At 73.6% G+C, this 13,740-nt stretch carries 13 protein-coding genes; 4 read left to right on the forward strand and 9 right to left on the reverse strand.

Annotation, left to right across the window (positions count from 1 at the left end; all coding sequences use genetic code 11):
• Nucleotides 1-2 precede the first annotated feature (2 nt).
• From AB0J57_RS21190 to AB0J57_RS21225, 8 genes are all read right to left on the reverse strand, one after another.
• On the reverse strand, nucleotides 3-1,304 hold the full coding sequence (locus tag AB0J57_RS21190) for a beta-ketoacyl-[acyl-carrier-protein] synthase family protein (RefSeq protein WP_366129790.1): 1,302 nt from the start codon (nucleotides 1,302-1,304) through the stop codon (nucleotides 3-5).
• Nucleotides 1,301-1,693, reverse strand: a complete 393-nt coding sequence (locus AB0J57_RS21195) for a hydroxymyristoyl-ACP dehydratase (RefSeq protein ID WP_366129791.1) — start codon at nucleotides 1,691-1,693, stop codon at nucleotides 1,301-1,303. The genes AB0J57_RS21190 and AB0J57_RS21195 overlap by 4 nt, the downstream gene beginning before the upstream one ends.
• Nucleotides 1,690-2,994 carry a beta-ketoacyl-[acyl-carrier-protein] synthase family protein gene (locus AB0J57_RS21200; RefSeq protein WP_366129792.1) on the reverse strand — a complete coding sequence of 435 codons (1,305 nt, stop codon included), beginning with the start codon at nucleotides 2,992-2,994 and terminating at the stop codon, nucleotides 1,690-1,692. The genes AB0J57_RS21195 and AB0J57_RS21200 overlap by 4 nt, the downstream gene beginning before the upstream one ends.
• Nucleotides 2,991-3,458, reverse strand: coding sequence for a hotdog domain-containing protein (locus AB0J57_RS21205; RefSeq protein WP_366129793.1), 468 nt, complete (start codon nucleotides 3,456-3,458; stop codon nucleotides 2,991-2,993). Before AB0J57_RS21205 ends, AB0J57_RS21200 begins: the two co-directional genes overlap by 4 nt.
• Complete coding sequence (gene acpS, locus AB0J57_RS21210; protein WP_366129794.1) at nucleotides 3,455-3,907, reverse strand: holo-ACP synthase; 453 nt, start codon at nucleotides 3,905-3,907, stop codon at nucleotides 3,455-3,457. Before acpS ends, AB0J57_RS21205 begins: the two co-directional genes overlap by 4 nt.
• A 143-nt stretch (nucleotides 3,908-4,050) precedes the next feature.
• Nucleotides 4,051-5,283: a heparan-alpha-glucosaminide N-acetyltransferase domain-containing protein gene (locus tag AB0J57_RS21215; protein WP_366129795.1), complete on the reverse strand. Its 1,233-nt coding sequence runs from the start codon at nucleotides 5,281-5,283 to the stop codon at nucleotides 4,051-4,053.
• A gap of 99 nt (nucleotides 5,284-5,382) precedes the next feature.
• Complete coding sequence (locus AB0J57_RS21220; protein WP_366129796.1) at nucleotides 5,383-6,468, reverse strand: enolase C-terminal domain-like protein; 1,086 nt, start codon at nucleotides 6,466-6,468, stop codon at nucleotides 5,383-5,385.
• Between the two features lie 94 nt (nucleotides 6,469-6,562).
• Nucleotides 6,563-7,813 (reverse strand): hypothetical protein, encoded by a 1,251-nt coding sequence (locus AB0J57_RS21225; protein ID WP_366129797.1) that lies wholly within the window; start codon nucleotides 7,811-7,813, stop codon nucleotides 6,563-6,565.
• A gap of 168 nt (nucleotides 7,814-7,981) precedes the next feature.
• Here AB0J57_RS21225 and AB0J57_RS21230 point away from each other — a divergent pair, with 168 nt between their 5' ends.
• The 4 genes from AB0J57_RS21230 to AB0J57_RS21245 are packed head-to-tail and all read left to right on the forward strand — an operon-like array spanning nucleotide 7,982 to nucleotide 12,738.
• Nucleotides 7,982-9,106 (forward strand): DegT/DnrJ/EryC1/StrS family aminotransferase, encoded by a 1,125-nt coding sequence (locus AB0J57_RS21230; RefSeq protein WP_366129798.1) that lies wholly within the window; start codon nucleotides 7,982-7,984, stop codon nucleotides 9,104-9,106.
• Nucleotides 9,103-9,861, forward strand: coding sequence for a hypothetical protein (locus AB0J57_RS21235; RefSeq protein ID WP_366129799.1), 759 nt, complete (start codon nucleotides 9,103-9,105; stop codon nucleotides 9,859-9,861). The genes AB0J57_RS21230 and AB0J57_RS21235 overlap by 4 nt, the downstream gene beginning before the upstream one ends.
• The gene (locus AB0J57_RS21240; protein ID WP_366129800.1) at nucleotides 9,861-10,619 is read left to right on the forward strand and encodes an amidohydrolase family protein; all 759 of its coding nucleotides are present in this window, start codon (nucleotides 9,861-9,863) and stop codon (nucleotides 10,617-10,619) included. The genes AB0J57_RS21235 and AB0J57_RS21240 overlap by 1 nt, the downstream gene beginning before the upstream one ends.
• Nucleotides 10,620-10,656: 37 nt before the next feature.
• The gene (locus tag AB0J57_RS21245; protein WP_366129801.1) at nucleotides 10,657-12,738 is read left to right on the forward strand and encodes a hypothetical protein; all 2,082 of its coding nucleotides are present in this window, start codon (nucleotides 10,657-10,659) and stop codon (nucleotides 12,736-12,738) included.
• Nucleotides 12,739-12,745: 7 nt separating this feature from the next.
• Here the strand turns inward: AB0J57_RS21245 and AB0J57_RS21250 are convergent, their stop codons facing one another.
• A complete protein-coding gene (locus AB0J57_RS21250) occupies nucleotides 12,746-13,735 on the reverse strand; it encodes a dihydrodipicolinate synthase family protein (protein WP_366129802.1) in 990 nt (329 codons plus the stop codon).
• Nucleotides 13,736-13,740: the final 5 nt, after the last annotated feature.

Below are 13,740 nucleotides of genomic sequence, written 5' to 3' on the forward strand. Positions count from 1 at the left end.
GATCATGCCCCCCTCTGCGCCGCAACCGCCGGCGCGCTCAGCACCAGCGCCACCTGCTGGCCCTCCAGCCCGCGGGCCAGCGCCACACTGGTGCGCACCCGCAACTCCCGTGCCTGACGCGGGACCCAGTCGATGCCCGCGCAGCCGGGATCGGTCCGCTCCAGGTGCAGCGTCGGCGGCACGGCGGAACCGTCGATCGCCATCGCGCACACGGCCGCGTTCAACGCGCCCGCCCCCGCGACCAGATGCCCGGTCGCCGGCTTGACGCTGCTCGCCACCACGCCCGACTCCCGGCCGAACACCGAGGTCAGCGCCCGCGCCTCGGTCAGGTCCCCGAGCCGCGTGGCACAGCCGTGCGTGGCCACGTAGTCGACCTCGTCCGCCGCCACGGACGCCTCGCGCAGCGCCCGCCGCACGGCGGCCGCCAGCGGCCCGCCGTCCTCGCTGGGGGAGACCAGGTCGGGGTCCTGGGTCGTGCCGGCGCCGCGGATCTCCGCGTACACCCGCGCCCCCCGGCGCCGCGCCGACTCCCACTCCTCCAGGACGAGGAAGGCGGCGCCCTCGCCGAGCACGGACCCGCCGCGCTCCCGGTCGTACGGGCGGAAGGCCCCGGCACCCCGGTCGTTGTCGGTGGTGAGCACCCCCAGGCCGTCCATCTTCGACATCACCCACCACGACGAGGCGTCGTCGAAGCCCCCGGCGATCACCACGTCCGACTCGCCGGAGCGGATCGACCGGAAGCCGCGCGCGATCGCCGTCGCACCGGCGTCGGCGGTGCCGTGGAAGTAGGAGTTGGCCCCCTTGAACCCATGGGCGTGGCTGAGGTGGAACAGCGACCCGGACTGGAGGCCCTCCACGAAGTACAGCGGGTAGAACGCCGAGGACGCCCGCTCGCCGAGCTGCCGGACGTCCGCGGTGCCGTCCTCGCGGCGGGCCGCCAGGCTGCCGGTCAGCAGGTGTTCGGGGTTGGAGATCTCCTTGTTGCCGCCCACGAACACCGCCGCGCGCTCCGGGTCCTGGCCCGCGCCGTCCAGGTCCAGCCCGGCGTCCTCGACGGCCAGCGCGGCGCCCGCGATGGCGAGCTGGTCGTTACGGGTCGTCATCCGCAGCGACCTGCGGTGCGCGTAGCGCGTGGCGCGGAAGTCCGGCAGCTCGGCGGCGATCCGCGTACGCAGCGAGGACGCGTCGTACGCACGGATCGGGCCGATGCCGGTGCGCCCCTCCAGCAGCCCCTTCCACGTCTCGTCCCGGCCCTCGCCCAAGGCGGTCAGGACACCGATGCCGGTGACGGCGACCCGCCTCATGACGCCCCCCGGCCGCCGCCGGACGGCTCCAGCCGCAGTTGCCGCACGGTGGTGATGTCCCGCCCCGCCACACGGACACTGGCCTTGGCGGTGACGGAGGTCTCGGTGGCCTCCGTGACGTCCACGGTGATCTCCAGTTGGTCGCCGGGCTCGGCGAAGTGCCGGTAGCGCACGCGCCGCACGTCCGCCAGCGCCCAGACGGTGCCGGAAGGCGCGCCGGGAGCGGCGAGCCGGGCCGTCCTGACGATGTCGTCGAGGATCAGGACGCCGGGCAGCACCGGGAACCGGGGGAAGTGGGTGTCGAACACCGGCAGGGTGCCGGTGACATTGCGGACGGCCACGGCACGCTTGCCCGGCGTCAGGTGCAGGATCTTGTCGAGTGCGGTCATGCGGCCCTTCTCTCGGCGGCGTCGTCGGCGGCGTCCGTGGAAGTGGAAGCGGACGCGGACCGGACGACGAAGCAGGCGTTGGTACCACCGAACGCGAACGCGTTGACCATGGCCGCGCGCACCGGCCGGCGCACCGCCGTGTTCGGTACGTAGTCGAGGTCGAGCTTCGGATCGGGGTGGTCGAGGTTGATGGTCGGCGGCACGAGCCCCTCGCGGATCGCGCCCAGCGCGGCGATGAGGTTGACGCCCGCGGCGGCCGAGGTGAGGTGGCCCGTCATGGACTTGGGCGAGCTGGTGCACAGCGTGCGGGCGTGCGGGCCGAAGACCTCCTTGATGGCGACCGTCTCGCTCGCGTCGTTGCCCGGCGTCCCCGTCCCGTGCGCGGCGATGTAGTCGATGCCGTCCGCCCCGAGCCCCGACTCCGCCAGCGCGTCACGCATCGCGGAGATGGCGCCCCCGCCGTCCGGCGGCGAATCGGTGATCCGGTACGCGTTCAACGTCGAGCCGTAGCCCACCAGTTCGGCGTGGATACGGGCGCCCCGGGCCACCGCGGAGTCCCAGTCCTCCAGCACGGCGATCACCGCGCCCTCGCCCAGCACGAACCCGGAACGCTCCGCGTCGAACGGGCGGGAGGCCCGCTCGGGTTCGTCGTTCCAGCGGTCGGTGACCGCGCCGAGCAGCGAGAAGCCCAGGACGTCCATCCAGGTCGTCAGGGCGTCGAACCCGCCCGCGAGCATCAGGGCGCACTCGCCGTCCTGGATGCGCCGGTACGCCTCGCCGATGGCGTGCGCCGCGCCCGCGCACGCGGTGCTGACGCTGATCACCGGGCCCTGGCAGCCGCCCGCCCGGGCCACGGCGGTGACCCCGACGTTCTGGTTGCGCAGCAGCACGTCACCGGGTGCCTGCCGGTACAGGTCGTGGAAGTCGCTGACGCTCAACTGGTGGGACATGTCGACCAGTTCCTGCAACCGAGGCCTGCCGACCGTACCGGCCACGGCCGCGCCCCGGTCGTAGGGGTCGAGCTCCTCCCAGCCGCCGCCCGCGTCCGCGAGCGCCTCGCGGGCGGCGGCGAGGGCGAACTGCGCCGCCCGGGACAGGTGGCGCCGCTGTCGGGCCGTGCCCGCCGACGCCGGGTCGAAGCCCTTGACCTGACCGGCGATACGGACCGGGAAGGTGGAGGCGTCGAAGGTCTCCAGCCGGCTCACCCCGCTGCGGCCCTCGGCCAGGCCCCGCCAGGTGTCCGCCGCGTTGGTGCCCAGCGGCGTGACCGCGCCGACCCCGGTGATCGCGACCCTCCTCATCGGCGGCCGCCCGTCACCGGAACCCGCAGGAGCCGGTCGAGCATGCGCCGGGTGTCCCCGGGCTCCTCCAGGTCCTCCGCCGGCAGCAGCGCGCACATCACGGCCTCGGCCTCCATCACGGTCCGGCCGTCCACCGAGGCGACTCCGGACAGGACGGCGGTCCCCTCGCTCAGGGACTCGACCGTTCCCTCCAGCTTCAGTACGTCCCCGGGGCGCACCGGCCCGTGGAAGGAGATGCCGTCCACGGACAGCAGCGCGGCGCGCCGCCGCACCCCGGTGGTGGCGATGATCAGCCAGGTGCCGGCCTGGCACAGTGCCTCCAGCACCAGGGGCGCGGGCATCTGCGGTCCGGCGCCCTCGTCCCGCCAGTGGTCCTCCAGCAGGGAGGTCAGCTTGCGGGCGCTGATCGTGCGCCCCGCCTCCCAGGCGTCGATTCGGTCGATCAGGTGGAAACGCATCGTCATCCTTCGTCCGTGGAGGCGTGGTCCGTGGAGGCGTCGTCGGCGGACGCGTCGTCCGGGCCGGTGGCGGTCCGGAGGAACATCACGGCGTGGGCGATGGCGTAGTCCCCGCTGTGCGACAGCGAGATCTCGGCGGAGGAGGCGCCCACGTGGGCCGCCCGCTCGGCGGCCCCGCCGCTCAGCCGCACCCGGGGCGCTCCGAGGGGCGTGTTCACCACCTCCACGTCCGTCCACCGCATCCCCGGCCCGAGACCGGTTCCCAGCGCCTTCAGCACGGCTTCCTTGGCCGCGAACCGGGCCGCCAGATGGGCCGTGCGGTTGCGCTTGCCGGCGCAGTAGCCGACCTCGCGCGGGGTGAAGATGTCCTGCTCCGCCGCGGGGTTGTCGGCCAGCAGCCGGTCCACCCGGGACACCGACACGAGATCCACTCCCACGGCCATGCGTGTCGCCACCGGCTCCTCCGTCCTTCGTTCCAGCACTGCCAGCTCAGATCCCGGTCGAGGCGCGGTGGATACAGGGTTCGCGGGACGGGAAAAACGAAAATCGCCCCGTCCACCGTGGTGGACGAGGCGATCGGCGGCTGTGCCCAGCGGGCTTAAGACGCCTTGGCCTTCGGCATCATCGCGTGCAGGGCCCACTCCAGCGGCCCGCGCCGCAGCGGCGTGCCGCGGAAGACGAACGCCCAGACGGCACAGGCCACGAGCGAGACCCCGCAGAAGGCGCCCAGCGCCGGCCAGCCGTGGTGCGGGTGCAGTTCGGCGCGGGCGATGACGTGGACGGCGTACACCGAAAGGCCCATCGTGCCGACGACGGCCAGCGGGCGCAGCAGCGTTTCGACCGCCCCGCTGCGGCAGGCGGCGACGGCGAGGCCCAGCAGCAGCAGGCTCGCGCCGATGTTGGCGACGGTCTCGAACGGGGTCTGGCTGTAGGGCCCGTCGACCAGCAGCCAGGCCCACGAGGTGCTCGGGATGGCGCCCGCCTGCCGGGCGAGCACGGCCTGGACGGGGTCGGGGGCGTTGACCGCGTACGCGTGGCTCCCGGCGATCGCCCGCAGCAGCGCCTCGCGCCCGCCGCCCGGTCCCAGGGCCAGCGCGGACAGGCCGTGCCCGGCGAGGGTGGTGAGCGCTCCCCAGCCGATGAGGCGGCGGGCGGCGCCGGTTCGGCGCAGGTCCACCAGGCGCCCCAGGGCCATGCCGACGACGACGTACGGGAAGTACGTCAGCCACGGGTACGCGCCGGACAGCAGCAGCGTGTCCAGGGCGTCGGTGAACCCGGACCAGCTCGTGACGGCCTCGAAGCCGGGGTAGCGCCCGCGGCCGGTGACCCGGTAGCCGAAGTACGGCCCCAGCACGTACGACAGCACCGGGCCGAGGACCACCGACGCCGCCGCGACCGCGGTCAGGGCGCGGGTGCCCAGCCTGGCGAGCGGCTCGGCGGCCAGGAAGTACAGCGCGAAGAACGTGAGGATGACGGCGATCCCCGACCGCAGCTCCGTCAGCGCCAGTCCGAGCGCCGCGAGCACCACGCACCGGACGAGAGTCGAGCGCAGTGCGCCGGCCGGCTGCGGCCGGGGCCGGGTGCCGCCGCGCGAGAGGGTCAGGGAGAGCCCCGCGATGAGCGTGAAGATGGCGGGCGCTCGACCGTCGAACGCCACCAGCAGGTGGCCCGCTCCCTCCGGTTTCGCGGGCGGGCCGATGTGCGCGGCGAACATGGCGAAGACCGCGATGGCGCGGGCCACGTCCACGCTGACCAGCCGTGCCCGGGGCGCCCTTTCCGCAGTGGCCGTCGACGCCCCGCTTGCCGTGCTCGCCGTGGATGTGTGCGTCACCGTGCTGATCCGCCCCCGTGCTCTTCGTCCTATTGTCGGTTTATTTGTATACGCATGGGGAGGCGCGCCGTCAGCCGGGGGTACTGCCCGTGCGCCCCGTCACCCACCCAGCCCGTGCCCGAGCCCCGGCGTGACCGGCAGGTCCACCAGCCCCGTCCCCGGCGTCCCCGCGAACGCCGCAGGTGCCAGCGGCTCCTCCTCCACCAGCAGCGGGCCCACCAGATCCGGCGGAACCGTGGCGTGTGGCAGGGCCGCCGACAGGTGCGCGGCCGCCAGCGTCGCCACCCCCAGCTCGGGCATCGTGCCCACCTTCACCGCGAGGCCCGCCGTCTCCGCCAGCGCCGCCACCTGCCGCGCCCGGTACAGCCCGCCCACCTTCAGGATCTTGATGTTGAGGACGTCGGCGGCGCCCCGGCGCACCACCTCCAGCGCGTCGTGCGCCGACTGCACCGACTCGTCCGCCATGACCCGCACGCCGCCCCGCGCCCGCAGCGCCGCCAGTCCCTCCAGGTCCCAGCGCGGCAGCGGCTGCTCCACCAGGTCCAGCCCGGCGTCCGCCAGCTTGGCCACCGTACGGGCGGCCTCACCCGGCGCGTACCCCTCGTTGGCGTCCAGCGACAGCTCCACCGGCTCCGGTACCGCCTTGCGCACGGCGGCCACCAGCTCCACGTCGAGCGCCGGGTCCTCCCCGCCCTTGAGCTTGATGTGCCGGAACCCGGCCGCCGCGTACCGGGCCGCCTCCTCCGCCATCTCGTCGAGCGTGCCCAGCCCCACCACCCACGTCGTGGGCACCGGCCCGGCCACCCGCCCGCCGCCCAGCAGCAGGTGCGCCGGCCACCCGGCGGCCCGCGCCGCCAGGTCGTGCAGCGCCAGGTCCAGCGCCGCCTTGGCCAGGTGCTGGCCCCGGATGGCCGCGTCCATCGCGGTATGGGCACCCGCCAGGTCGCGCGGGTCACGCCCGACGAGCGCCGGCCCGACGTGCTCCTCGACAGCGGCGGTCAGCCCGGCCAACGTCTCGCCGGTGTACGCGGTCATCGGCGAAGCCTCGCCGAAACCCGACGCCCCGTCGGTCGTCCGCACCTCCACGAGGAGACTGACGAGATCGGGACTGGTGCCGCTGCTGATGGCGAACGGGCGGCGGTAACGGGCACGGACGACACGGGTGTGGAACGAGGCGATTTTCACGCGCGAGCTCCTTCGTCTCCGCCGGACGGCGCTCCCGCCGCGGCGGCTGCCAAGTGGGGGGTTTCGGCCCGGGCCGTAATCAGTAAGGGCCGGGCTACAGGTGGACGCGGTAGACGATGGGCGGGCGGCCGGTCTGCCCTTCCTGACGGCTGCCGGTCGGTACGGCGATGCCCGCGCGCTCCAGACGCTTGAGGATGCGGCGGGCCGTGCGCTGCTGCACGGACAGGTGCTCGGCGACACGATGGGCGGTGATGCCCGCGTCGCCCTCCTTCGCGGCCAGCTCCCGCAGCCGGTCCAGGGTCTGCGGGTGCAGGCCGACCCGGCGGGCCAGCAGCGCCGGGCTCTCCGGCGGCCCGGCGAGGTCGGTTTCCACCGACGGGTCCGGGGTGATGACGATGTCGACGTCGTCCGCCATCGACACCACGCCGGCCGCCGCACCCACCGAGCGGGCCCGGTTGACGGCCCGTCGGGCGAGCGCCTCCGCCTCCGCCGCCGTACGCCCCAGACCGAAGCCCAGGTGCGCCGTGCCGTGGCGGGCCGCAAGGCCCTCCAGGAACGGGATGCGGGTGAACTGCTCCGTCACCGTCTCCAGCACCCCGCGCGTCGTCACCACCAGCCGCCGCCCGTCCGGCAGCTCGGCCAGGCTGCCGCCGAGCACCCGTATGTCCTCCGAAAGCCGCGCGTCCGCGTCCGCGCCCGTGCCCGTGGCCGGCAGGTCGACGATGCCGAGTGCCACCTGTGCGTCCCCGCTGTGCTGCCCGGCCGTGGCCAGGACCAGCGCCTGAAGGGTCGCCAGTATCGAGTGCCGGGAGGGGGCCAGGCGTACCGCGTGCGTGTGCTGCTCCAGCACGTGGAACGCCGAGCCGAGACAGGTGATGGCCACCCGGGTCTTCTTCGCGTCCCGCGCCTCCAGGTGGAAGTCGACGATGTCCTCGGAGGTCAGCCCCGGCCGGTACGGCAGCACCCGCACCCGGTCCGTGGGCAGCTTGGCCTCGGTCATCGTCTCCAGCACCTCGTCACGGCGCAGCGTGTCGATGGACACCCGCGACACGTCGTGCCCGAGCCGCAGCAGCTCCACCAGCGCCCGCAGCAGCGTGGCGCCGTTGTACGGCACGTACATCGCCGGCCGGTCCAGCGCGCCCGCCGCCTCGGCCAGCGCGTGCGGCACGACCCCGGTGAACAGCAGCGCGTCCGCCCGCGACCGCGCGTGGGCCACCACCTCGGTGGTCTCGTCCTCGTGACGGTACGGCAGCGGCAGCAGCCGGGCCGATCCGGCCCGGCCACCGACCGCGACCACTTTGTGGACCAGGTCCTCGGGACCTATCACGCCGACCGTGAGCGGCATGGTCGGTCTCCGTTCTGCCGGGGGACGTAGGGGTGGGAGGTGCGGGTGGGACGTACGGGTGGACTGGCCTGTGCGACTTGCCCGGTGACGCCTGATTGACGGCCGTCGACGGGAGTTCTACTTTCGGCCCAGGCCATAATCGCGTGCTGCCGAGAGGATAATCCCCCGATGCCGCAACGGGAAATGCCGCTGCCCACTGTTCTGGATCCCCGGGGAAGGACGTTCGGCGAGGAGGAACGCGCGGCGGTGCTCCGGGTCCTCGACTCGGGCATCCTGTGCGGGGCTTTCGGCCAGGAGGCACGGGCGCTGGAGACCGAGATGGCCCGGCTCTACGGGCGCGCCGAAGCCGTCTCGTGCAGCTCCGGCACCGCCGCGCTGCACCTCGCCGTCGCCGCCGCCGGAGTCGGCCCCGGCGACGAGGTCGTCACCACACCGATCTCCGACTTCGGCACGGTCGCCCCGGTGCTCGCCCAGGGCGGGCGGGTCGTCTTCGCCGACGTGCGCGAGGACGACGGGAACCTCGACCCCGACGCCGTCGAGGCGGCGCTCACCCCGCGCACCAAGGCCGTCATCGCCGTTCACCTCTTCGGCGGCGCCGCCGACACCGTACGGCTGCGGGAGATCTGCGACCGGCACGGTCTGCCCCTCATCGAGGACTGCGCCCAGGCCTGGCTCGGCGAGGACGGCGACGGCCGGCTGCTCGGCACGGTGGGCGACATCGCCTGCTTCAGCCTCCAGCAGTACAAGCACATCACGGCCGGCGACGGTGGCCTGACCATCACCGACGACCCGGCTCTCGCCACCCGGATGAAGCTGTTCATGGACAAGGGCTGGGACCGAAGCGAGGGCCGCATCCACCGCACCATGGGCCTGAACTACCGCATGACCGAGCTCGTCGCCGCCGTCGCCCGCGTCCAGCTCACCCGCGTCGCCGACGTCGTCGCCCGCCGCCGCGCGAGCGCCGCCCGCCTCGCCGAAGCGGTCACCGCCATCCCCGGGGTGACGATGCCTCGGCGGACCGCCGGCCACGCCTGGTGGGTCGTCCCGCTGCTCGTCGACGACAACACGCGCTGGGCCACCGCCCTGGGCGAGCTCGGCATCCCCGCCCTGCCCGGCTATCTGGAGCGGCCGCTGTACGCCAATCCGGCACTGTCCGGGTACCCGCCGGGCCTGTGTCCTCGCGCCGAGCGGCTCATCGACCGTACGTTGCTGGTTCTGCCGTGGAACGAGGCCTACAGCGAGGACGACGTGGACCGGATCGCGCAGGCGCTGGGAAAGGTCGCCGCATCATGAGCGAGTCACCGCACAAGACCTACGAATGGCTCCGGCCCGCCCCGGAGGAGCACGTCGGCTGGGACGTCGACGTCATGTACGGGCCCTGGCCCCGCCACCACCGCGACACCGGCCTGGCTTCCGTGCGAGAACACCTGGGCCGTTCCCCCGTCGCCGGCGCCCTCGCGCTGTCCACGCGCGGCCCCCTCTTCGACGACGAGGCCGGCAACGCCGAGACGCTCCGCGACCTCGCCGACTGCCCGGAACTCCTCCCCGTCGGCACGGTCGACGTACGCGACGCGCTGACCGCCGAGGACCGGCTCGACGAACTGGCCGCCGCCGGGGTGCGCTTCCTCCGGCTGTTCACCCTCGAACAGGCCGCCGAACCGGGCTTCCCCGGCTACCGGCGCGTGGTGAAACTGGCCATCGACCGTGGCATGGTCCTGCTCCACGACGGCGACCCGCGCCGGTTCGGACCGCCCCTGATGGAGCGCGGCGCCGACGTGATCTTCCTCGACCTGCACGCCTACCTGCTGGCCGACTTTCTGCTCATGGCCCGCGACGAACCCGGCTTCAAGGCCACCACCCGCATGCTGTCCGGCCCCGACTCCATCGAACGGGCCATCGACGCCGTCGGCCCCCGCCACCTCGTCTTCGGCTCCCGCACGCCCTTCATGGACATCTCCCCGCAGACGCTGAAGCTGCGCTACGCCGACATCTCGCCCGACGACCGTGCCGCCATCGCCACCAAGAACGTCGAGGAGCTGCTCGCCTGATGCCGATCATCGATGTGCACGCCCACGTGGGCCGCTGGCAGTTCCACCTGACGACCGGCGACGCCGACATGAACCTCGCCCAGATGGACCGCTACGGCATCGACCTCCAGATCGTGTCGGCCTCGGAAGCGGTCGTGTACGACGCGGTCTCCGGCAACGCCGCCCTCCGCGAGGCGCTGGAGACCCGGCCCAGGCTGTACGGGTACGCCGTCGTCAACCCCAACCGCATCGAGGAGAGCGCCGCCGACCTCGCCCGCTGCCTGGACACCGGCCGGTTCGTCGGCGCGAAGATCCACACCCACTACCCGGGAAGGCTGCCCGGCTGCCGGGAGATGGCCGAGGCCTTCGACGTGGTCGCCGAGGCCGGCGTACCGCTGCTGCTGCACACCTGGGGGCGTGAGGTCACCCTGCTCCCCGAACTCGTCGAGGCCCGGCCGGGGCTGCGCGTGATCATGGGCCACGCGGGCGGCGACGCCTGGCGCGAGGCGGCGCACGCCGCGGCCGCCTGCGACCGCCTCTACCTGGAGCACTGCCGCACGGCCACGGACGCGGGCCGGATCGCGTACGCCCGCGAGGCCGGGGTCCCCGTCGAACGGATGCTGTTCGGCACCGACGCGACACTGATCGACCCCTGCGTGTCCCTGGGCGTGATCCGGGACGCGCGGTTCACGGAGGAAGAGCTGGAACGAGTGCTGTGGCGCAACGCGGCGGAGCTGTTCGGCCTGAAGGTCGGCACGGCCCTGCCGCCTGTCGTGTGAGGCGATCCGAACCACCACCGGAACAGGAGAGGGACGCATGGAACGCAGGCGACTGCTCAACGCCGGAGCCGGGTTCAGCCTGGCGGCAGTGGCGGGACAGACCATCACCCCGGGCGCGGCGCACGCCGCCACGACACCAGCGGCCACGACCACACCCACGGACAGCGCGACCACGACGGCCGGGCACCGCTGTGACGGCACCCCGGTCTCCACGTTCGGCGTCGCTTCCCTGACGGCGGCCATCGTCGGCACGACCGTCCTGGGCAACCACGCCTACGTCGTCGCCCGCGGCCAGAACCCGACGCTCGTCGGCGAGATCGACCTGACGACGAGAAAACTCGCCAGAACCTTCCGGCTCGACCGCGGCGACGGCGGCTGGGCGGCCACCGTCTCCGGGGGCCAGGTGTACATCGGCACCTACCCCTTCCCCGACATCCACCGCATCGACCCGGCCACCGGCACCGTCACCCGCATCGGCACCATCGGCCCGGCCGGCGGCTTCGTCTGGTGCCTCACCACCGCCCCCGACGGCACGGTGTACGCGGGCACCAGCCCGCGCGGCGAGGTGTGGGAGTACAAGCCGCAGACCGGCACACTGCGCAACCTCGGCAACGCCATGGCCGGCGAACAGTACGTCCGCGCCATCACCGCCGACGACCGGTACGTCTACGCCGGCACCCTGCCGCGCGGCTACATCGTCGCCTACGACCGGACCACCGGCGTCAAACGGAGCATCACCCCGACCCCCCACGGGGGAGCTTCCGCGCTCCTCGCACACGGCGGCCGGGTCCTCGGCTCCTTCGGCAAGTCCATCGTCGACCTGGCCCCCGACGGCAGCGACGCCCACGTGATCCCCATCCCCGCGCCCGAGCGCATCGCCGACGCCATGGCGGTGACCCCCGACGGCACCCTCTACTGCGTCGGCCGTCCCACCGGCACCGTCTACCGGCGCGACGGCGACAAGCTCGTCGCGGTCGCCGCGCCCGCCACCGGCGACGAACACCGCGCCCTCGTACCCCTCCCGGGCGGCAAGATGCTGGGCGCCGTGGGCAGCGGCCGGCTGTGGTGGCTCGACCTGCCCACCCGGAAGTCCGAGCTCGTCGAACTCATCGACATCGGCCTGTCCGGCCCCGACCCCGTCCAGTCCATCGCGTACGAGAACGGCGGGACCGTACACGTCGGCGGCCACTACTCCCTGACCACCCACCGGCCCTCGCACGGCACGTCGAAACGCATCAGGATCCCCGGCGAGCCCAAGACCCTCCGGGCCATCGGCGGCAAGGTGTACGCGGCGATGTACCCGAGCACCGAGTTCCTGGAGATCGACCCGCGCCGCGGCAAGGTCCGCTCGATGGGCTTCATCGAGAACGACCAGCAGCGCCCCACCGACATGGCGTACGTACCCGAACAGGACCTCCTGCTGGTGGCGAGCGCGCCCCCGGCCGGCGGCCTCAAGGGCGCCCTCACCCTGGTGGAGCGCTCACGCGGCCGGCTCACCGTCCACAAGGACGTCATCACCGACCAGAGCGTGATGTCCGTCGCCCTCGACGACCGGGTCGGCCACCGCACCGCCTACCTCGCCGGTGACACCTGGGGCGGCGGCAGCATCCCCCCGACCCGGCCCAACGCCACCGTCGTCGCCTACGACCTGCGCCGCCGCACCGTGCTGTGGGAGGTCACCCCCGTCGCGGGCAACGCCAGCCTCCAGCACATCGAAGTGCACAACGGCATCCTGTACGGCGTCTACAAGCGGCAGTCGGGCAACTGGTTCGCCATGGACATCGAGTCCCGGACCGTCCTCCGGACCGGCAAGCTCCCCAGCTACGGCGAGATCAGCGTGCACTTCGGCCAGGTGTACGCCTCGGTGTTCGGCGGCTCCGTCTACCGGCTCGGGCCGCTCGAAACCCTGGAGGGCGAGGCCGAGCTCGTCCTCGGCGGACTCGGCGACGGCTGGTACAACCCGCCGCAGTTGGCCTGGGAACGCGCCACCTGGCACGCCTGGGGCGTCGCCACCCGCGCCCTGGCCCGGCTGCGGCTCGACCCGCTGTGCCCGTCGGGCACCCCGTCGGAGATCACCGCCCAGTACGAGGCCATCCTCAAGGGTCTCCTCGCGAACTGACGCGGACTCACCGGCCGGCGGGCTCGTCGTCCCGCTCCCGGACGTCCTCCTTGGCGAGGGCCTCCAGGCAGTCGACGACGGCCCGCCGCTCCGACGCGGGCAGACCGGGCCCGTACGGGTCGTGCGCGGCCTCCTCCGGGATCAGGCCCTCCCACACCGCCGCCCACAGCATCCGCTGCACATAGCCCTCGATGGGCGCGAGGAACGTCGCCTCCGCGAACCGGTCCAGCCGTGCCGAGGCCCGCACGAACCGCCCGTGATCCCCCGCCCGCCACGCCTCCAGGACGGCCACCGTCAACGGCACCCGGGCCGCCGCGATCCCCACCAGCGCCGAATCCGCGCCCCACATCAGCGACGGCCCGAACATCCGGTCCTCACCCGTGATGACAAGCGCGCCGCTGCCCTGTGCCGCCCGGATGGCGTCCTGACAGGCCATCGCCCGGTCCAGCGTGGCCAGCTTGATGCCCACCGCCGACGGCAGCCCCAGCAGCCGCTCCACCAGCCCCGGCGGATACGGGTACCCGCCCGCCTCCCCGTGCAGGAAGAACCCGACCACCGGCAGACCGCTCGCCCCCGCCACCCGCTCGTGCAGCTCCACCGCCGCGTCGTCGTCGCCGTCCAATTGCGCCAGCGGATACACCATCACCGCGTCCGCGCCGCCCTCCGCGGCCGCCACCGCCATCGCCACCGTCGCGTCCACCGCGTCACCGAGGCCCACCGCCCCGGCCGCGCGCGGCACGCCCACCCCCGCCACCAGCGGCCTGTCGACGGCCTCCCGCCACACGGCGAGAACCCGGCGCCGGTCCTCCTCCGACAGGTACAGCCCGCGCCCCGTATGGGCCCACACCGCGACCCCGCCGATCCGCTCGGCCGCGATCCGCTCCGCGTACCCGCGCAGCGCGCGGAGGTCCACAACCCCGGCCGCGTCCATCGGGGTTGCGACCGCCGGAAGGACGGTGCCGCGCAACCGCCGTACCAGGTCCTCAGAAGCCGACATGCGTG

It is taken from the genome of Streptomyces sp. NPDC049837 (assembly GCF_040674455.1).
Taxonomy (GTDB): domain Bacteria; phylum Actinomycetota; class Actinomycetes; order Streptomycetales; family Streptomycetaceae; genus Streptomyces.